The organism is Saccharopolyspora sp. NPDC050642, assembly GCF_040654735.1.
Lineage (GTDB): Bacteria > Actinomycetota > Actinomycetes > Mycobacteriales > Pseudonocardiaceae > Saccharopolyspora > Saccharopolyspora elongata.
In genome coordinates this window covers 281,064-299,441 of record NZ_JBFAIN010000005.1, presented here as the reverse complement: position 1 = coordinate 299,441, position 18,378 = coordinate 281,064, and the positions used below count along the sequence as shown (strand labels likewise).

Below are 18,378 nucleotides of genomic sequence, written 5' to 3'. Positions count from 1 at the left end.
CCCGCCGGTCGATCAGCTGTCCGCGAGATGTGCTGCCAGTTCGAGGTTCGCCACGGCCTCGGCGGGGGTGCGCCGGCCGTGCCCGCAGGCCGCCGCGACCCCAGCGACGCGCTGACCGAGCGCAGCCTCCGCCAGCGACAGCGCTTTCTCGGACAACTCGGGTTGCCGCTCGTCCACGCAACCGGCGATCACCTCGATGCCGCGAACGAGCCCGCGGAGCGGGGCGTAGGCGGCGGTGCCCGCCAGCGGCGGCTGGTCGCCGTGGGCCATCGGGATGTGGACGGCGGGCATCCGGCGGCCGAAGACGCGCAGGCGCGCGGCCAGCGCGTTGATCACCAGCACCGCCGGCCCGAGGTCCTCGGGGCCGAACAGCGACACGTGCCCGAGATCGCCGTGGCAGAGGTGCAACGTCCACCGCGCGCTGCTCGGCGCCGAAACGATCACGCGCGCGAGCTGGAACGCCAGCAGGTGCACGAGCACCGGCCGCACCCGTTCCGGCGCGCGGTGCAGGGCGTAGAGGACCGCCGGGGATTCCAGCTGCAGCGCCACTTCGTCCGTCCCGTGGCGCTGCGCGACGGCGGCCACCTCGGCGGAGATCATCCGCTCGAAGAGCGGGAAGTACCGCAGCACCCGCGTCGGGGCGCCGAACGTGAACAGCGCGAGGTCCAGCGGCGACGGCACGCTGACCTGCACCGGCGGCAGCGGCCCGGGACCGGTGTCCAGCTCCCGCCGGGACGCGACCGCCGGGGAGACCTCCGCCAGGCGGCCCAGCTCGACGTCCTCGACCGTCAGCCGGTGCCCCTGCCGCACCCGGTAGAGCGGCATGTCCGCGTAGCTCGCGCACTCGCCCGACCGGACCACCTCGAACGCGGGCACCTGCGCCCGCGACATCAGGAAGCGGACGATCCAGCGCGGATCGGCGTCGCACGGCACCGCGCTCAGCCGGGCACCGGCGGAGTGGTCGAGCACCCACCGCATCCGCGCCCGCGGGTCGGGATCGAGGCCGTTCGGCAGCGAGCCCACCAGGTGCACGAGGCGCGGCGGGGCGGTTCGCAGGCCGGCGGCGGCACGGGCCTGCGGTGCGGGATCGAGTCGCGAAGTCATCTGGGACCTCCGTGCGTTCTGCGCGGCGAGCGGCCGGCTCGGGAATGGTGATCGGCGACGATTGGCCGTTGCGGCTGTGGCACGGCGCCCGGTTCACGACCGGGAGTGCCTCGAAGGTCAACGGGAACGCCCGGTCCGGCACCGCTTGCGAACGACCGGCTTCCGGCGAATCGTTGTGGTGGAACGATTCGATGATCGCATCGCGCCGCCCCGGATGTCAGGCGCCGCCGGGGGAACCGGCCGCAAACCATCCGGTCCGGTGACGGGCGCATCGGCACCGAGCACTCGACGAACGGGCGACGCACCACAGTGGACTGATCAACTTCAGCATCTACAGTGGACGACCGAGCCCCCGGACCGAAAGGCGGCTGGCGATGGGACTGATCGAGGCGGTCGGCCTGGTGCTGCACCCCGCGCGGCGCTGCCCCGACGTGATCGGGACGATCGCGACCTGGGCGCGTGCCAGGGACATCGAGATGCTCGGCACCCCGGCGGAAGTCGCCGGCTACGATCGGCCGATCACCGCCCTGCCGCCCGCGCAGCTGGCCCGGCGCGCGAACCTCCTCGTCAGCCTCGGCGGCGACGGCACCATGCTCCGGGCCCTGCGGCTCGGCTGCGAGCACCGGATCCCGGTGCTCGGCGTGAACCTCGGGCGGCTCGGCTTCCTCGCCGAGATCGACGTGCCCGAGCTGGACGAGGCGCTGTGCGCCATCGACGAGGACCGGTTCACCGTCGAGACCCGCTCCGGGCTGCGGATCAGCACCGCCGACCGCGAGGTGGTCGCGTTCAACGACATCGCGCTGGTGCGGGTGCCCGGCCACGGCATGGCCCTGGTCGAGGTGCAGGTGGAGGGGCACCCCTTCGTCGACTACGCCGCGGACGCCGTCGTCGTCGCCACGCCCACCGGCTCGACCGCCTACAGCTTCTCCGCCGGCGGCCCGATCATCTCCCCCGACGTCGAAGGCCTGCTGGTCACGCCGGTGGCGCCGCACTCGGTCTTCAACCGCGCGCTCTTCCTGTCGCACCGGGAGAAGCTCGCGCTGCGCGTCCTGCCCACCAGCAGCGAGCTGGGCGTGGAGGTGGACGGGCAGCTGGTCGCGCACCGGTCGGCGGGCACGGTCCTGGACATCACCGTCGAACCCGCCGCCGCCCGGGTGGTGCGGCTCGGCCGCACCACGTACTACCAGCGCGTGCAGCGCAAGCTCCACCTCACCGGCTCGGCGGCCGAAGCCACCTGAGCACCGGTCAGGACCTGGCCTTCCGGGCCTTCTGGTTGGCGTGCTTGCGGGCCGCGAAGCGGTGCGCCTCGTCGAGCAACCGCCGCACCTCGTCGGCGGTCTCCGGCCCCGGGTTCACCACGCACACCCAGTGCTGGGAGGCGTAGTGCGGGTGCGGCATCACCTGGTCTCGCGCCGCGTAGTCGAACCCCGTGACGAGCACGCCGCTTTCGTCGCGGGTCGTGGGCGCCGGGCCGAACCTCTTCGTGTACGAGTCCTTGGTCAGGCCGATGTTGATCCGGTACGCGCCCGGGTGGTCGAGGCCGGAGACCGCCTCGTAGTGGTCGCCGGTCACGATCGTCGCGAACGGCAGCCAGCGGTCGTCGGCGAGATCGCCGTCCGGGTCGTGGACGAAGAACGCGTCCCCGGCGTGCTCGACGGCTCGGACCCCGTCGAAGGTCTCCTCGATGTATCGCTTCGCGGCGGTGGCGTCCACCGGCAACCTCCTCGTTCTCACCGGTCTCGGTCCTTCAAGTTTCTCATTGAAGATGCTTGTGAAACTTTTCCGAGAAATCTCCGGCGAATCCGGAGCTCGACGCCGGAGAACCTTCAAATCGCTGTTCAAACCCGCGGGTGCCGGACCGGGCCGCGCAGGCCGGTGGTAGTTGTTGCTCATGCACGCACCGGAAGTGATGCTGGGGATCGACGTGGGGACGACGGCCGTCAAGGTCGCCGCCTTCGGCCTGGACGGGACGCCGGTCGCCGCGCACACCGCGGGCTACCCGATCGCCCGGCCGCGGCCGGGCTGGGCCGAGCAGGACCCGCTCGACTGGTGGCGCGGTTGCGAGGCCGGCATCCACGCCGTCCTCGCCGGGCTCCCGGCGGGCGCGGTGCGGTCCGTCGGCGTCGTCAGCCAGGTGAACACCCACGTCTTCGCCGACGAACAGCTGCGCCCGCTGGCGCCGGCGATCATCTGGCAGGACCAGCGCTGCGCCGAGATCGCCCGCGAGCTCGACGCGCGGTTCACCCCGGCGGAGAAGACCCGGATCTGGGGCGGGCCGATCGTGCTCGACGCGTCGTTCGCCGGGGCCCGCGCGGAGTGGTTCGCGCGCGCCGAACCGGCGACGTGGGCCCGCACCCGGTGGGTGCTCAGCCCCAAGGACTTCGTGATCGCGAAGCTCACCGGCCGGCTGGCGACCGACCAGCTCTCCGGGGTCCGCGTGGCCGGCTCCGCCGGGTACCTCCCGGAAGCCGTGGGGGTCGTCGACGGGCTCGCCGAGAAGCTGCCGGAGATCCTCGAACCCGAGGCCCCGGTCGGTCGCGCGACCCATCCCGCGCTGGGCGCGGCCGAGGTCGCGGTCGCCACGATGGACGCGTTCAGCGCCGTCTTCGGCAGCCGCACGACCGAGGCCGGGCGCGGCATGGTGCTGTGCGGGACATCGCTGGTGGTCGCCGGCGCGTCGCACGAGTCGGTGCCGGTCGGGGAAGTCGTCACGTTCCCGCCGCGGAACGGGCTTTTCGTGCACGCGGGGCCGACGCAGGCCGCGGGCGACGCGCTGCGCTGGTGGGGAGAGGTCGCGGGCCTGCGCATCGAGGAGGTGCTCGACGCCGCGGCGACCGGAACCCCGGGAGTGGTCTTCACGCCGCACCTGATGGGCGAGCGCGCCCCGCTGTGGGATTCCGACGTGCGGGGCAGCTTCTTCGGGCTGAGCTCGGCGACGTCGACGGCCGACATGTCCCTCGCGGTCCTGCAGGGCGTGGCGATGTCCGGCAGGCACGTGCTCGACGCGGTGGAGCGGGCCTGCGGAAACCCGCTGTCGTCCCTGACCTTCTCCGGCGGCGGCGCGCGAAGCGACCTGTGGACGCAGATCCACGCGGACGTCTTCCAGCGCCCCGTCGAACGGCTCCGGGTGCACGACACTGCCGTGCTCGGCGCGGCCCTGCTCGGCGCCGTCGCCGCGGGCATCTACCCGGACATCGAGACCGCGGCCGCCGGAACCGTCGCGGTGGACCGCGTCTTCGATCCCGCACCCGGTGCCGACCGCCTGGCTCCCCTGTACGAGGCCTACCGCGGCTCGCACGCGGCCCTGCGCGATCTCCACGGTCACCTCGCGGAATGGCGAGCCGCGAACGCCTGAGGACCGGGCCTGTCACGACTCGGGGCGCTCCCACGTCCTATCGGCGAAAGCACCCGTCCCGCGATCGAACAGGGAGCGAACATGATCGAACCGTGGTGGCCGCTGGCCGTGCTGGCCGTCGTCCAGTTCGGTGATGCACTCCTGTGCATCAAGCCCGTCGCCTTCGTCCGCCAGTGCCTCGTCGACGTCGGCTTCCCCGAGCGGTTCTGGTGGCTGCTCCCGACGCTGAAGGTCGCGGCCACCGCGGGGCTGGTCATCGGCATCTGGTTCCGCCCGCTGGCGATCCTGACCTGCGCGGCCCTGGTGCTGTACTTCCTGATCGCGTTCACCTCGCACGTCCGCGCGAAGGACTTCGGCCGGAACCTGTTCCTCAACTGCACCGGCATGCTCGTCGCCTGCGGCGCGGCCCTGGTCTTCAGCATCGTCGCCTGACCACACCCGGGGCCGGCGCGGATCGACCACCGATCCGCGCCGGCGCGGAGTTGCGCGGCCCCGGCACCGGAAAAGCGTTGCCGCGCAACCGGATCACCGGGCGGCTCAGGCCCGTCGAAGCGCGTCCGCGTCCTCGAAGGTGAGCGCCTGGTAGATCGCGGAGAGGAGCTTGAACGCCTCGCCGTGGCCGGTGCTCCCACCGCACGGCGCGCCCTCGTCCTCGCTGTCGGCGCCGGTGGAAGGGCGGACGGACGTGGCCACGGACGCGATGATGCTGTTGCAGAGCGTCGCGAGCCTCTTGTGCTGCTCCTCCGGCGAGAGGGAAGCGAGCGCGCCGAAGAGCGCCTTGGTCGCCTCCCCGGGGCCGAGGCCGCTCTCGTGTTCGGGGAATCGGATGTTGAACAGCGGAACTTCCTCGCCGGACCGGAGCTTCGCCGGGTCCGGCTCCACCCGGAGCTGGCCGACGAGCTCGGTGAGCGTGATGCTCCCCGCCTCCACCGTCTCCCCCACGCTCGTTCGCAGAGCTTCCTCCAGGTTCGGAAGCTTGGGCGCCATCTCTTGCTCCTCGGGTAACGGCCTTCGCGGATCGGGTGCGCACACCCGGTCCGACCGTACGAACGCGGCGCCGGCCACGCAGGCCGAATGCGGACGCATTCCCTCCTCTGCCGGTGAAGATCACCGGCACGTTTGATGATCAGCACCGCGGGCCAACCACGGGAGGTGGACGGTTCGGAGCGCGGCGATGTCGCGGGGAAGGTTCCGCGCGGCCTGCGCATCGCCGCCGCCGTGGGGTGGCGGCTGCTGGTGCTGGTCGCCGTCGCCTGGGCGCTGTGGCAGATCTTCAGCCTGCTCTACGGCGAAGTCATGTCGGTGGCGGTGGCGGCGCTGCTGGCCGCGCTGATGTCGCCGGCGGTGCGCTGGCTGGTCCGCAGAGGACTGAACCGCACGCTCGCGACCACCGTGGTGCTCGTCGGCGGGCTCGCCGCGCTCGGCGCCGTGCTGGCCGTGGTGATCAACACGCTGGTCGCGGGGCTGGCCGGGCTGAGCGAGCAGCTCGTGGCCAGCTTCGAGCAGATCCACATCTGGCTGATCCGGGGGCCGCTGAGCCTGAGCCAGCAGGAGCTCAACCAGGTCTTCCAACAGCTTTCGGAGGCACTGCGGATCGACCGCGGCGGCCTGCCGACGACCGCGCTGGCGACCACCGGCACCTTGCTGCGGTTCCTCGCCGGCGTGCTGCTCGGCCTGTTCACCCTGTTCTTCTTCCTCCGCGACGGCGACTCGATCTGGCGGTTCCTGGTGCGCGTCACGATGCCGCGCGCGATCCGGTTCCGGGTGCGCACCGCGGGCCGGGACGGGTTCACCACGCTCGGGGCCTACGTCCGCGCGACCGCGACGGTGGCCTTCATCGATGCCGCCACGATCGGCATCGGCGCCACCGCGCTGGGCGTGCCGCTGCCGTTCGTGCTCGCCGTGCTGATCTTCCTCGGCGCCTTCGTGCCTTACATCGGCGCGGTCGTCACCGGTGGCCTGGCGGTGCTGGTCGCGCTGGCCGCCAACGGCGTGATCACCGCGCTGATCCTGCTCGCCGTGGTCGTCTGCGTGATGCAGCTGGAAGGGCACGTGCTGCAGCCGCTGCTGCTCGGGCACGCCGTGCGGCTGCACCCGCTGGCCGTCGTGCTCAGCGTGACCGCCGGTTTCACCCTCGCCGGCGTCGGCGGCGCAGTCCTGGCGGTGCCGCTGGTCGCCACGGCGAACACCGTCATCCGCGCCCTTCACGAACATGCGCGGACATCCCCGGAACACGGCGGCAACGGCCACCACCAGCCGTGACGCAGGAATGATCACCGCGCGGAACGGGTACTGCCGGTGCACGCCCGAAGTTGTGTGGAGGGACGCCGAACGATGCATACCGAACCCGTGCACGCGCCGGACCTGTCGCAACGATCCACCGCGCGGCTCGTCCGCGACGTCGGCGAGCAGCTCGCGCGCCTGGTCCGCACCGAAGTGCGGCTGGCGCAGATCGAGTTGCGCAGCAAGGGCAAGCAGGCCGGCATGGGGGCGGCGCTGATCAGCGCCGGGGGCGTGCTGGGACTGCTCGGCGGCGCCATGCTCATCGCGACCGTGGTGCTCGCGCTGGACATCGTGCTCCCGGCCTGGCTCGCCGCCCTCATCGTGGCGGTCGCGCTGCTGGCGATCGCGGGTGTCGCGGCGCTGGTGGGGCGATCGCGGCTGAAGCGCTCTTCGGGCGCGCTGCCGGAATCCCTGGAGTCGATCAAGCAGGACTACCGCGATCTGGGCAAGGCGCTCAAGCGATGACCGGACGTCGCGAGGAGGAGCAGGAGCGCGCCGGACTCCAGGCCGAGCACGACCTGACCCTCCACGAACTGGGCAACACGCTCGACGAGCTCGTGCGCCGCGCGGACATCCGCGGCCGGTCGAAACGGGCCCTGAGCGATGCCGTCGCGTGCGCGGGCGACCGCGCGGCTCGACTGGCGCGCGGACCCGCGAAGCCCTTGCTGGCGATCGCACTCGTCGCCGGGGGCGTGATCGCCTACGCGATGACCAGGATGCTCCGCAGACCGGGGCGGTAGTGCCGGGTCAGATTCGGACGACGTCGGCGGAGACGAGGCCGGTCGTGCCGAGCTGGCGCCGCGGCCGCCGGGTCCCCCACGGGCCGCGGATCGCGATCCGGTCGCTCGGCACCGGGCAGGCGCGGCGGCCTTCGACCGGCCGGTGAAGCACGACGTCGTTGCCGGACGTGGCGTGACTGGGCACAATCCTCACCCCGAGAATGGTGGTTTCGGCTCAAGAACGCAGCGGTCGGACAGGCGCTGCTTTAACCATTGTGCAACACGAGGCCGTTGTGGTAACGCCCGGCCCGCACACCCGACGCCATCAGGTGTTATGGACACGGAGAGCTACCGCGCGCAGCGGTCGCCGGAAGGCGGTTCGATGAAGATCGTTTCGTTGGAGACCTTTTCGGTCGCGCCCCGCTGGCTGTTCCTGGCCGTGCGCACCGACGAGGGCATCACCGGCTGGGGCGAGCCGGTCGTGGAGGGCCGCTCCGCGACCGTCGCCACCGCCGTCGAGGAACTCTCCGACCACCTCCTCGGCCAGGACCCGTTCCGCATCGAGGACCACTGGCAGGTCATGACCAGGGGCGGCTTCTACCGGGGCGGGCCCATCCTGTCCAGCGCGGTGGCCGGCATCGACCAGGCGCTGTGGGACATCAAGGGCAAGGCGCTCGGCGTGCCCGTCCACGAGCTGCTCGGCGGCGCGGTCCGCGACCGCGTCCGCACCTACTCGTGGATCGCCGGCGACGAGCCGGACCGGGTCGCCGACCACGCCCGGGAACGCATGCAGGAGGGCTTCGACGCGGTCAAGATGAACGGCACCGGCAGGGTGCGCGCGCTGGAGTCCAAGGCCGAGCTCGACCTCCTGGTGGGGCGCGTCGCCGCGGTGCGGGAGGCGATCGGCGACCGCGCCGACATCGCCATCGACTTCCACGGCCGGGTCTCCCCCGCGCTCGCCCGCGAGGCCTGCCGACTGCTGGAACCGCTGCACCCGCTGTTCGTGGAAGAACCGATCGTGCCGGAGCTGACCGCCGACTTCGGGCGGATCTGCGCGTCCACCACCGTGCCGATCGCCACCGGCGAGCGGCTGTACTCGCGGTGGGACTTCCGCGACGTGCTCGGCTCGGGCATCGCGGTCGCGCAGCCGGACCTGTCGCACGCGGGCGGGATCTCCGAGGTCCGCCGGATCGCGGCGATGGCGGAGGCGCACGGCGTGTCCCTGGCCCCGCACTGCCCGCTGGGGCCGATCGCGTTCGCGGCATCGCTGCAGATCGACTTCGCCTGCCCGAACGCGCTGATCCAGGAGACCAGCCTCGGCATCCACTACAACACCGGCTCGGACCTGCTGGACTACCTCGTCGACGCGAGCGTCTTCGACTTCCACGACAGCCACGTCGACCGGCTCACCGGACCGGGCCTGGGCATCGAGGTCGACGAGGCGGCGGTGCGCCGAGCCGCGGAAATCGGACAGCGCTGGCGAAACCCGTTGTGGCGCAACGAAGATGGCTCCCTGGCGGAGTGGTGATCGACCAGACCGACAAGCCTTTTGCATTGCCGCAGAATCCGAAAAACCGAATCATCCTCAGTGGACTGAACAACTCGCTCTCCCCGGAACGCGGACGGTCACGATGCCCCGACCGCGCCCTTTTCAGCGTCTGGGGGACACCGCACGCAGCCCGAACGGGGCACGATCGACCACAGCCCGGTACACGGCGGCCGGGGGTGACACACATTGGGGGCGCAGGCCCTGCTGGACACCCGGATGCAAGGCAAGTTCCCAGTCGCACCACCCCTTTCAAGCAATGAGGAGATTGAGAATGCGCACCACCGCCAAGCTCGCCCTTGCCGCCGCCGCGTCCACCGGCCTCCTGCTGGGCGCCCAGGGGCTCGCCAGCGCCGACGAGAACCCCTTGTGGCAGCAGCCCCAGCAGCAGGAGCAGCAGCAGCCGCAGCAACAGCAGCAGCCGCAGCAGGAGAACGCCTGGAACGACAACAACCAGGACTCCGGTTGGGGCGCCCAGAACAACGCCCAGCAGGACATCAGCCCGTCGGCTTGGGCGCTGTGGGGTGCCTGGGGGCAGTGACCTCGGCGTGATCACGACCTGATTCGCACCGGAAAACCTTCGAGGGGCGCCGCGCACCGGCGCCCCTCGAAGGCTGTCAGGAGAGGGAAACCGTTGTCAGGCGGTCGACTCCACCTCGCGGACCAGGTCGATCGCGCGGCCCAGCGTGGTCAGGCGTTCGTCGAGGGTCTCGCCCGCAGGGTAGAGCCGGACGGTGTCCACGCCGGCGTCCTGCCAGACCCGCAGCCGGTCGCGGACCATCTCCTCGGTGCCGATCAGCGTCGTGCCGAGCACCATCTCGTCGGTGACCAGCGCCGCCGCGCCGTCGCGGTCACCGGCCTGCCACCGCTGGCGGACCTGCGCAGCCGCCTCCGCCCAGCCCTGGCGGCTGTATGCGTTGTTGTAGAAGTTCGTGCTGGACGAGCCCATCCCGCCCAGGGAGAAGGCCAGCTTCTTCTTGCGGTCGACCAGCATTCCGCGCAGTTCGTCCGCGTCCGTGGCGAAGGCGACCTCCGCTCCCTGGCAGACGTCGAGATCGGCCCGGGTCCGCCCGGCCTCGGCCAGGCCCGCGTCCAGGTGCGCGAAGTAGGCCTCGGCCGCGCCTTCGGGCACGAAGCTGGTGCCCAGCCACCCTTCGGCGATCCGGCCGGTCAGCCGGAGCATCCCGGGCGACAGCGTCGCCAGGTAGATCGGGATGTCGTGCTCCGCCCGCGCCGACAGGCGCATCGGCCGCGCATCGCCGCCGGGCAGCGGGATCTGGAACTGGCCACCGGAGAAGGAGATCTTCTCGCCGGAGAGCGCCGCCCGGATGACCTCCACGGTCTCGCGCATCCGGGCCATCGGCTTCGCGAACGGCACCCCGTGCAGACCCTCGATCACCTGCGGGCCCGACGGGCCCAGGCCCAGCAAGAACCGCCCCGCAGACAGCTGCGACAGGGTGATCGCCGCCTGCGCGATGGCCACCGGGGTCCGGGTGCCGAGCTGGATGATCCCCGAGCCGAGCAGCAGACGTTCGGTGCGCGCCGCCAGGTAACCCAGCGTCGACGGCGCGTCGGAACCCCACGCCTCCGCCACCCAGACGATGTCCAGGCCGAGCTTCTCCGCCTCCACCGCGAACTCGACCGGCTCCGACCAGTCGGCGCCGCCCGATGCCTCGATCGAAGTGGCCGTGCGCATCAGGCGTCCACCTTCCCCTCGGCGAGTTCCTTGATCGCGGCGAGGTTCGTGGCGATGGCGGTCTCGAACTCCCGCAGCCGCACGAATACGATCTTCTGCTCCTTCTCCGGCATCTTGTCGATCGCCAGCGACAGCCCGGACCGGCCGGGGCCCAGCCGCACCCACTGCCGCAGCACCGCGCCGCCGTCGGCGGACTCGACGGTGAACCGCCAGGTCGCACTCGGGTCGTCCGGATCCGCCACCGCCCAAGCGAAGACCCGCGACGGCTCGAACTCGACGATGTGGGAGGTCGTCGACCACTCGCCGAGCGCGTCGTGCTTGTTGTGGCCGACGAACTTGGCGCCCAGCGCCGGGCCAGTCGCCCCGTCCGCCCACTCCACCGACTGCAACTCCGCGCTCAGCCGCGGCATCAGCTCGATGTCGGACACCAGCTCCCACACCCGATCCGGCGGGGCGTCGATCCGCGTCCGCAGCTCCACCGTCGGTCCGTCCGCATACCTCGCGCCCGTCCACTCCACCGGCCGACCTCCTCGTCGCTTCGACCCCTACCAGTGCGTTGACCACGAGAGTTGCTTAACAAGACTCTCGTGTCAAGGGTCACGAACGCGCTTCGGCGACGTCGTTTAGCGCGCGAACCGGCGCTGGACGTCCGGCCGCTCGGCGAGCTTGGGCGGATACCCCGGCCCCAGCCGCTTGCTCGTCTCCGCGGACTTCAACGGATCGCCGCACGCCGAGCACACCACCTCGGCGTGGCAGTCGTGGCCGCAGCGGTCGTGGTGCATGGTCACCGGCGGGCCTTCCTCGCCCGCGAGCCACTTGTCGCCCCACCGCGACATCGCGGCGAGGACGCCGAAGAAATCGCGCCCCTTCTCGGTCAGCACGTAGTCGTAGCGCACCGGGAAGCTGTCGTACTGCCGCTTCTCCAGCAGCCCTTCGTCCACCAGCCGCCGCAACCGCTCCGAAAGCGTGTTCCGGGCGATGCCCAGTTCCTGCTGGAACTCGTCGAACCGCTTGATCCCGTAGAACGCCTCGCGCAGCACCAGCGGAGTCCACCAGTCGCCCAGCAGATCCATCGTCCGCGCGATCGAGCACGGCCACCGTGCGAAGGAGGTGCGCCTCATGCCTGCGAGCCTACAAGTCTCACGACGCAACTCACCGACTGAGCGCGCCTGTCAGCGCAGCGCGGTCACGTCCAGGTCGGCCAGGAAGCGGTACGGCCGGTGGTCCAGCAGATCGCCGAACCGCTTGCGCAGCCGGGACATCTCCGCGCGCACCGTGATCGTCCGGGTCCGGTCCCCGAACAGCTGCTCGGCGAGCTCGGCGGCGGTCCGGCCCGCCCGGTTCTCGGCCAGGTCGAGCAGGATCTCCGCGTGGCGCCCGCTGAGCCGGTACGTCCAGCTCCCGGACGTCCGGTGCACGGTCAGCGCGGGGCGACCCGACCGCCGCACGTCGACCACCACGCGGGCCGCCGACGGCGCGTCCGGCTCACAGGGGCGCAGCAGGAGTCCCTCCGGCAGCGGTTCGAGCGAGCAGGCGCCGAACGCCGGCAGCCACGCCTCCTGCGCATCCAGCCGATCCGGCAGCGCGATGCGGTCCAGCGGCGGCAGGCCGGTCGAGGCGGCCACCCAACCGTTCGGATCGACCACCAGGGCCTGCCCGTCGATCTTCGCCAGCAGCGGCGCGGCCACGGCGCGCAGCCGGTCCAGGCGGGTGCGGTGCGCATCGCGCAACTTCGCCTCCGCCAGCCCGGCCACCGCTCGGACCAGCGCGAGGGTGCTGGGGTGCATGGTGCCGGCCGGCCCGCTGACGTCCACCGCGCCGAGCAGCCGCCCGTCGCGCGGGTCGCGGATCGGCGCGGCCGCGCAGGTCCACGCGTGGTGGCTGCGCACGTAGTGCTCGGCCGACTGGACCTGCACCGGCACGCCCTCGACCAGCGCTGTGCCGATGGCGTTCGTGCCCACCGCGTTCTCCAGCCAGCACGCGCCCTCGACGAACCCGAGGCGGTCGGCCCGGCGGAACACCCCCGGCTGCCCGTCCCGCCACAGGACTCGTCCCTCGACGTCGACGACGACCACGATGTGCCCGGCGCTCTCGGCCGCCGGGACCAGGCCGCTGCGCAGCACCAGCAGCGCGTCATCGGTGATGCCGCAGGCGACTCGGCGGCGCTCGACCTCACCTGCGGACACCGGCCGGCTCTCCACGCCGTGGTCCGGGTCGATGCCCTGGCTGCGCGCGCGGCGCCAGGACCGGACGATCAGCTGCCGCGGCGAAACCTCCGGGCGGCGACCGCTCACCACGGCGTCGTGCGCGCGGGCGACCGCGCGGGCGTACTGCCGCGAATCCGCCCCCACGGGGAGTGCGGTCTCGTCGAGGCGATGGGTCCGCATGGCCAACTCCTGTCGCTCCCGCAACAACGCTGTGTCGCCCGCATCACGTCGCCACAGGAGACGACCGGGCCGGGCAGGTGCGCAAGGGTTGCACAGGGTTGCATCAGGCGTCGGGGCCTTCCGCCCCCCGCGCGATCGATCCACAGAGGACCGAGCTTTGCCGAGAAGATCGTTGCCACTTCGCGAAATCCCACGCGATGCAACCTGCTGCAACGCTGGTCGGCGCTTCCCGAAGCCGCCTACGTTTGCCGACCAAGAGCCACGGCGGGTCTGCACATCGCCAGGTCGCCGGACCGCACGCGGAAGAGGAGCGAGATGGCCTTGAACAAGCAAGAGCTGCTGCGCGCTTATCGAAAGATGTCCGAGATCCGCGCGTTCGAGGACCGCCTGCACGAGGAGAACGCCACCGGCGACATCCCCGGTTTCATCCACCTGTACTCCGGGCAAGAGGCGATCGCCGTCGGTGTGTGCGAGAACCTGCGGGACACCGACTACATCGGCTCCACGCACCGCGGCCACGGGCACTGCATCGCCAAGGGCTGCGACATCCACGGGATGATGGCGGAGATCTTCGGCAAGGACGACGGCTTGTGCCACGGCAAGGGCGGATCGATGCACATCGCCGACCTGTCGGTCGGCATGCTCGGCGCCAACGCGATCGTCGGCGGCGCGCCTTCGCTGGCGATCGGCGCCGCGTTGAGCGCCAAGACGCTGCGCAACGGCGGTATCGCCGCGTCGTTCACCGGTGACGGCGGCTCGAACCAGGGCACCACCTTCGAGGCCATGAACATGGCGGTGGTCCTCCGGCTGCCGATCATCTTCGTCATCGAGAACAACGGGTTCGGCGAGGCCACCGGCACCGACTACGCGGTCGGCGCACCGGACATCGCCGCCCGGGCGGCCGCGTTCGGCATGCCCGCGGTGAAGGTCGACGGAACGGACTTCTTCGAAGTCCACGAGGCCACCCGGCAGGCCGCCGAGCGGGCCCGCGACGGAGGCGGGCCGACCACCATCGAGGCCCGGGCGAACCGCTTCTGGGGCCACTTCGAGGGCGACGCGCAGCTGTACCGGACCCCGGAGCAGGTCGCGGAGCTGCGACGGACGCGGGATCCGCTGCAGATCTTCCGGGACAAGGTGGACCGGAAGAAGACCACTGGGAGGGAGCTGGACGCCATCGACGAAGAGTCCCGGGAGCTCGTCGGCGACGCCGTGGCCCGGGCCCGCGCCGCCGCGTACCCACCGATCGAGAACCTGCTCACCGACGTCTACGTCTCGTACTGAAGGGCTGGCGACGATGACCACGTCGAAGAAGACGTACCGCGAGGCCGTGAAGGACGCCCTCTGCCAGGAGATGGAGCGCGACGAGACCGTCGTGCAGATCGGCGAGGACCTGCGCGGCGGCCACGCCGGCACCAACCCGGACCTGGAGACGAAGAAGGTCGAGGCGTTCGGCGGCGTCCTCGGCGTCACCAAGGGCCTGTGGACCCAGTTCGGCTCCGAGCGCGTCATCGACACGCCGATCACGGAGTCCGCGATCATCGGCATGGCGGCCGGGGCGGCGCTGACCGGCCTGCGGCCCGTGGCCGAGCTGATGTTCATGGACTTCTTCGGAGTCTGCTACGACGCGCTCTACAACCAGGCGGCGAAGTTCCGGTACATGTTCGGCGGCAAGGCGCGCACGCCGATGGTGATGCGCGGCATGATCGGCGCGGGGTTCTCCGCCGCCGCCCAGCACTCGCAGTCGCCGTACAACGTGTTCGCCGCCGTGCCCGGCTTGAAGGTCGTGGCGCCGTCGAACGCCTACGACGCGAAGGGGCTGCTGATCCAGGCCATCCGGGACGACGACCCGGTCGTGTTCTGCGAGCACAAGACCCTCTACGACACCAAGGCCGAGGTGCCGGACGAGCCCTACGCGATCCCGTTCGGGGTGGCCAACTACACCCGGCAGGGCACGGACGTGACGGTGATCGCCCTGTCCGCCATGGTCAACGCCGCCAACGACGCGGCCGACAGGCTGGCCGCGGAGGGCATCTCGGTCGAGGTCGTGGACCCGCGGACCGTCTCGCCGCTGGACGAGGAGGGCATCCTCGAATCGGTGGCCGCCACCGGCCGGGTGGTCGTCGTGGACGAGTCGGCGGCGCGCTGCGGTTTCGGCCACGACGTGGCCGCGCTCATCGCCACCAAGGCGTTCGACTCGCTGCGGGCACCGGTCGAGCTGGTGACGCCGCCGCACACGCCGGTGCCGTTCTCCCCCAAGCTGGAGAAGGCCTGGCTGCCGGACGCGGCCCGCATCGAAACCGCGATCCGCAGGCTGGTGGCGAACTGATCATGAGCGACATCAACCTGATCGAAGTGCCGAAGTGGGGCCTTTCCATGGAGGAGGGCACCATCACCAAGTGGCTGGTCGACGAGGGCGCCGGGTTCCGCAAGGGCGACGCGATCTGCGAGGTCGAGACCAGCAAGATCACCAACGAGATGGAGGCGCCCTTCGACGGGGTGCTGCGCCGCATCCTCGCGAAGCCGGGCGAAACGCTGCCGGTGGGAGCGCCGATGGCGGTGTCGGCGGACGCCGGCGTCCCAGATTCGGCGATCGAGGAGTTCCTGGCGGCGAACGGCTCTCCCGCACCGGAACCCGTTGCAGCGAAATCAGTTTCGCCCACTACCGCGGTGGCAGTACCGGCGCCGGTTCCGACGCCCGGCACGACCGTCATCCCGGATTCGCTGGCCGGCTCGACGAACGACGACGTCTTCGCGACGCCGCACGCGCTCAAGCTCGCGACGAAGCTCCGGGTCGACCTGGGCAAGGTGACCGGTACCGGCCGCATCGGCCGGGTTTCGGTGGCCGACGTCCACGCCGCCATCCGCGCGGCAGGCGGCATCGTCGCAGAACCGGTTGCACCGCAGCGCAAGACCACTCCCCCGCAGTCCACACAGGATGACAGCGGGGTCAACGCCACCCCGGTGGCGCGGCGCCTCGCGGCGAGCCTCGGTATCAACCTGCACGACTGCCGGGCCACGGGTGCGCGCGGCCGCGTGTGCGTCGCGGACGTCCGCGAAGCGGAGCGGAAGTTCCTGCCCACCGCCGAACCCGAGGTCCGCGAAACCGCCCCGGCAGCACCGGAATTCGAGACCGTTCCACTTGATTCGATGCGCAAGGCGATCGGCCGGCGGCTGCAGTCCTCGAAGCAGAACTCCCCGCACTTCCGGCTGACCGCGGACCTGGAGATCGATGCGCTGCTCACCCTGCGGAAGCAGATCAACGCCACGGTGCCGGCGGTCAAGCTCTCGGTGAACGACTTCATCGTCAAGGCGTGCGCGGCCACGCTGCGCAAGGTCCCGGACGTCAACGTGCAGTTCGACGAGGAATCCCAGGCGGTGCTGCGGTATTCCGCCGCCGACATCTCCGTCGCGGTGGCGCTGCCCGCCGGCCTGATCACGCCCATCGTGCGCGGCGCCGACACCAAGTCCCTGGCCGACATCTCGGGCGAGGTGCACTCACTGGTGACCAAGGCCAAGACCGGCCGGCTCAAGCCCGAGGAGATCCAGGGCGGCACCTTCACGGTCTCCAACCTCGGCATGTTCGGGGTGCGCGAATTCGACGCGATCATCAACCCGCCGCAGGCTGCGATCCTCGCGGTCGGATCCGGCGAGCAGCGCCCGTTCGTCGACGACGGACAGGTCATCGCCCGGACGGTGCTGACGGTGACGCTCTCCTGCGACCACCGCGTGATCGACGGCGCGCTCGGCGCGACGTTCCTGCGGGAGCTCAAGCGTTTCGTCGAATCACCGGCCCTGATGCTGGTCTAGTGCTGCGCAGCAGGGCGCATTGCCCCGATCGAGGTTCATGGACCCAGGACACGAGGAGAAAGCGATGGGCGAGAAGTACGACGTGCTCGTCGTCGGCGGCGGCCCCGGCGGCTACGTGGCGGCCATCCGCGCCGCCCAGCTCGGGCTGCGCACCGCCGTCGTCGAACGCGACCGGCTCGGCGGCATCTGCCTGAACTGGGGGTGCATCCCGACCAAGGCGCTGCTGCACGGCGCGGACGTCGCCCACACGCTGGCGAACCTACGACCGCTGGGGTTCACCGCGAGCGGCGTGGAGTTCGACATGGCGCAGCTGGTGGCGTTCAGCCGCTCGGTTTCGGACCGCCTCGCCGGCGGCGTCGAATACCTGATGCGGAAGAACGGCATCGACGTCGTCAGCGGGTCCGCCCGGTTGACCGACAAGGGCGTGGTCGAAGTCGCCGGGGAGCGCCCGGCGACGCTGCGCGCGGACCACGTGATCCTGGCGACCGGCGCGCGGCCCCGGGCGCTGCCCGGGGTGGTGCCCGACGGGGACCGGGTCTGGACGTACTTCGAGGCGTTGGTGCCCGCGGAAGTCCCGAAGTCCTTGCTCGTCATCGGGTCCGGCGCGATCGGGGTCGAATTCGCCAGCCTGTACAACGATCTCGGCAGCGAGGTCACGCTCGTCGAGATGGCCCCGCAGGTCATGCCCGCCGAGGACGCCGCGGTCGCCGAGCACGTGCGCAAGAAGTTCGAGAAGCGCGACATCAGGGTGCACACCGGCGCATCGGTGTCCGAGGTCGCTGTGGCGGCCGATCACGTGACCGCGACGCTGAACCTCGCCGACGGCGCGGCGGAGCGGCTCACCGCGGAGCGCGTCCTGGTCGCAGCGGGCGTCGAGGGCAATGTGGCCGGTCTCGGGCTCGAAGAGCTCGGGGTCGAGGTGGAACGCGGATTCGTCCGCACCGACGCTTGGTGCCGGACCAACGTGTTCGGCGTATACGCGATCGGGGACGTCGCGGGAGCCCCGTGCCTCGCCCACAAGGCGAGCCACGAAGGCGTGGTGTGCGTCGAGCGGCTCGCCGGGGTCGAGCACGTGAAACCGCTGGACCCCGGCGTAATTCCGGGGTGCACCTACGCACGACCGCAGGTTGCCCGGCTCGGCCTGACCGAAGCCCAGGCCCGGGAGACCGGGCGCCCGCTGCAGGTCGGCCGGTTCGATCTGCAGGCCTCCGGCAAGGCGATGGCCATCGGCGAGGCGGACGGCTTCGTCAAGACCATCTTCGACGCCGCCAGCGGCGAACTGCTGGGCGCGCACCTGGTCGGCCCGGATGTCACGGAACTGGTCCAGGGCTTCGGGGTCGCCAGCTCGTTGGAGGCCACGGCCGACGATCTCGCCGAGGTCGTCTTCGCGCACCCGACGCTGTCGGAGGCCGTGCACGAATCGGTCTTGGCGGCCCTGGGCAGGCCGCTGAACGCGTGACGACGTCCGCGGGGTCCGGCCC

The 18,378-nt window shown here is 71.3% G+C and carries 20 protein-coding genes; 12 read left to right on the top strand and 8 right to left on the bottom strand.

What is annotated here, in order from left to right:
- Positions 1-12 precede the first annotated feature (12 nt).
- Entirely contained in the window at positions 13-1,104 is a 1,092-nt protein-coding gene (locus AB0H93_RS11890) for a hypothetical protein (RefSeq protein WP_358571286.1), read from the bottom strand.
- 374 nt (positions 1,105-1,478) lie between these two features.
- Here AB0H93_RS11890 and AB0H93_RS11885 point away from each other — a divergent pair, with 374 nt between their 5' ends.
- Entirely contained in the window at positions 1,479-2,342 is an 864-nt protein-coding gene (locus tag AB0H93_RS11885; RefSeq protein WP_358571283.1) for an NAD(+)/NADH kinase, read from the top strand.
- A gap of 7 nt (positions 2,343-2,349) precedes the next feature.
- Here AB0H93_RS11885 and AB0H93_RS11880 read toward each other — a convergent pair whose 3' ends face one another.
- Positions 2,350-2,817 (bottom strand): DUF6194 family protein, encoded by a 468-nt coding sequence (locus tag AB0H93_RS11880; RefSeq protein WP_358571280.1) that lies wholly within the window; start codon positions 2,815-2,817, stop codon positions 2,350-2,352.
- A 178-nt stretch (positions 2,818-2,995) separates the two neighbouring features.
- On the opposite strand from AB0H93_RS11880, the gene AB0H93_RS11875 reads away from it, so the two are divergent.
- Positions 2,996-4,459 carry an FGGY-family carbohydrate kinase gene (locus tag AB0H93_RS11875; protein ID WP_358571277.1) on the top strand — a complete coding sequence of 488 codons (1,464 nt, stop codon included), beginning with the start codon at positions 2,996-2,998 and terminating at the stop codon, positions 4,457-4,459.
- 81 nt (positions 4,460-4,540) lie between these two features.
- Positions 4,541-4,891, top strand: coding sequence for a DoxX family protein (locus AB0H93_RS11870; protein WP_358571274.1), 351 nt, complete (start codon positions 4,541-4,543; stop codon positions 4,889-4,891).
- 105 nt (positions 4,892-4,996) lie between these two features.
- Here AB0H93_RS11870 and AB0H93_RS11865 read toward each other — a convergent pair whose 3' ends face one another.
- Positions 4,997-5,446, bottom strand: a complete 450-nt coding sequence (locus tag AB0H93_RS11865) for a hypothetical protein (RefSeq protein ID WP_358571271.1) — start codon at positions 5,444-5,446, stop codon at positions 4,997-4,999.
- 135 nt (positions 5,447-5,581) lie between these two features.
- Here AB0H93_RS11865 and AB0H93_RS11860 point away from each other — a divergent pair, with 135 nt between their 5' ends.
- The 3 genes from AB0H93_RS11860 to AB0H93_RS11850 all read left to right on the top strand — a co-directional run bounded on the left by AB0H93_RS11860 (position 5,582) and on the right by AB0H93_RS11850 (position 7,482).
- Positions 5,582-6,721, top strand: a complete 1,140-nt coding sequence (locus AB0H93_RS11860; RefSeq protein WP_358571268.1) for an AI-2E family transporter — start codon at positions 5,582-5,584, stop codon at positions 6,719-6,721.
- Between the two features lie 72 nt (positions 6,722-6,793).
- Positions 6,794-7,207 (top strand): phage holin family protein, encoded by a 414-nt coding sequence (locus AB0H93_RS11855; RefSeq protein ID WP_358571265.1) that lies wholly within the window; start codon positions 6,794-6,796, stop codon positions 7,205-7,207.
- Positions 7,204-7,482 (top strand): hypothetical protein, encoded by a 279-nt coding sequence (locus tag AB0H93_RS11850; protein ID WP_358571262.1) that lies wholly within the window; start codon positions 7,204-7,206, stop codon positions 7,480-7,482. The genes AB0H93_RS11855 and AB0H93_RS11850 overlap by 4 nt, the downstream gene beginning before the upstream one ends.
- Positions 7,483-7,489: 7 nt before the next feature.
- Here the strand turns inward: AB0H93_RS11850 and AB0H93_RS11845 are convergent, their stop codons facing one another.
- Positions 7,490-7,675, bottom strand: coding sequence for a hypothetical protein (locus AB0H93_RS11845; protein WP_132480729.1), 186 nt, complete (start codon positions 7,673-7,675; stop codon positions 7,490-7,492).
- Between the two features lie 168 nt (positions 7,676-7,843).
- On the opposite strand from AB0H93_RS11845, the gene dgoD reads away from it, so the two are divergent.
- Both dgoD and AB0H93_RS11835 read left to right on the top strand, forming a co-directional pair.
- On the top strand, positions 7,844-8,989 hold the full coding sequence (gene dgoD / locus AB0H93_RS11840; protein WP_358571457.1) for a galactonate dehydratase: 1,146 nt from the start codon (positions 7,844-7,846) through the stop codon (positions 8,987-8,989).
- 292 nt (positions 8,990-9,281) lie between these two features.
- Entirely contained in the window at positions 9,282-9,548 is a 267-nt protein-coding gene (locus AB0H93_RS11835; protein WP_358571259.1) for a hypothetical protein, read from the top strand.
- A 96-nt stretch (positions 9,549-9,644) separates the two neighbouring features.
- Here the strand turns inward: AB0H93_RS11835 and AB0H93_RS11830 are convergent, their stop codons facing one another.
- From AB0H93_RS11830 to AB0H93_RS11815, 4 genes are all read right to left on the bottom strand, one after another.
- Positions 9,645-10,703 (bottom strand): LLM class flavin-dependent oxidoreductase, encoded by a 1,059-nt coding sequence (locus AB0H93_RS11830; RefSeq protein ID WP_358571256.1) that lies wholly within the window; start codon positions 10,701-10,703, stop codon positions 9,645-9,647.
- Positions 10,703-11,221 carry an SRPBCC family protein gene (locus AB0H93_RS11825; protein WP_358571253.1) on the bottom strand — a complete coding sequence of 173 codons (519 nt, stop codon included), beginning with the start codon at positions 11,219-11,221 and terminating at the stop codon, positions 10,703-10,705. The genes AB0H93_RS11830 and AB0H93_RS11825 overlap by 1 nt, the downstream gene beginning before the upstream one ends.
- Before the next feature lie 105 nt (positions 11,222-11,326).
- Complete coding sequence (locus AB0H93_RS11820) at positions 11,327-11,824, bottom strand: helix-turn-helix domain-containing protein (RefSeq protein ID WP_358571250.1); 498 nt, start codon at positions 11,822-11,824, stop codon at positions 11,327-11,329.
- A 51-nt stretch (positions 11,825-11,875) separates the two neighbouring features.
- A complete protein-coding gene (locus AB0H93_RS11815) occupies positions 11,876-13,090 on the bottom strand; it encodes a GAF domain-containing protein (RefSeq protein ID WP_358571248.1) in 1,215 nt (404 codons plus the stop codon).
- 315 nt (positions 13,091-13,405) lie between these two features.
- Between AB0H93_RS11815 and AB0H93_RS11810 the strand changes: the two genes are divergently transcribed.
- The 4 genes from AB0H93_RS11810 (at position 13,406) to lpdA (ending at position 18,356) form a co-directional block, all read left to right on the top strand.
- Positions 13,406-14,371 (top strand): thiamine pyrophosphate-dependent dehydrogenase E1 component subunit alpha, encoded by a 966-nt coding sequence (locus AB0H93_RS11810; protein WP_358571245.1) that lies wholly within the window; start codon positions 13,406-13,408, stop codon positions 14,369-14,371.
- A gap of 13 nt (positions 14,372-14,384) precedes the next feature.
- Positions 14,385-15,416: an alpha-ketoacid dehydrogenase subunit beta gene (locus AB0H93_RS11805; protein ID WP_358571242.1), complete on the top strand. Its 1,032-nt coding sequence runs from the start codon at positions 14,385-14,387 to the stop codon at positions 15,414-15,416.
- A 2-nt stretch (positions 15,417-15,418) separates the two neighbouring features.
- Positions 15,419-16,897, top strand: coding sequence for a 2-oxo acid dehydrogenase subunit E2 (locus tag AB0H93_RS11800; protein WP_358571239.1), 1,479 nt, complete (start codon positions 15,419-15,421; stop codon positions 16,895-16,897).
- 64 nt (positions 16,898-16,961) lie between these two features.
- Positions 16,962-18,356, top strand: a complete 1,395-nt coding sequence (gene lpdA, locus AB0H93_RS11795) for a dihydrolipoyl dehydrogenase (protein WP_358571236.1) — start codon at positions 16,962-16,964, stop codon at positions 18,354-18,356.
- The last annotated feature ends 22 nt before the right edge of the window (positions 18,357-18,378 follow it).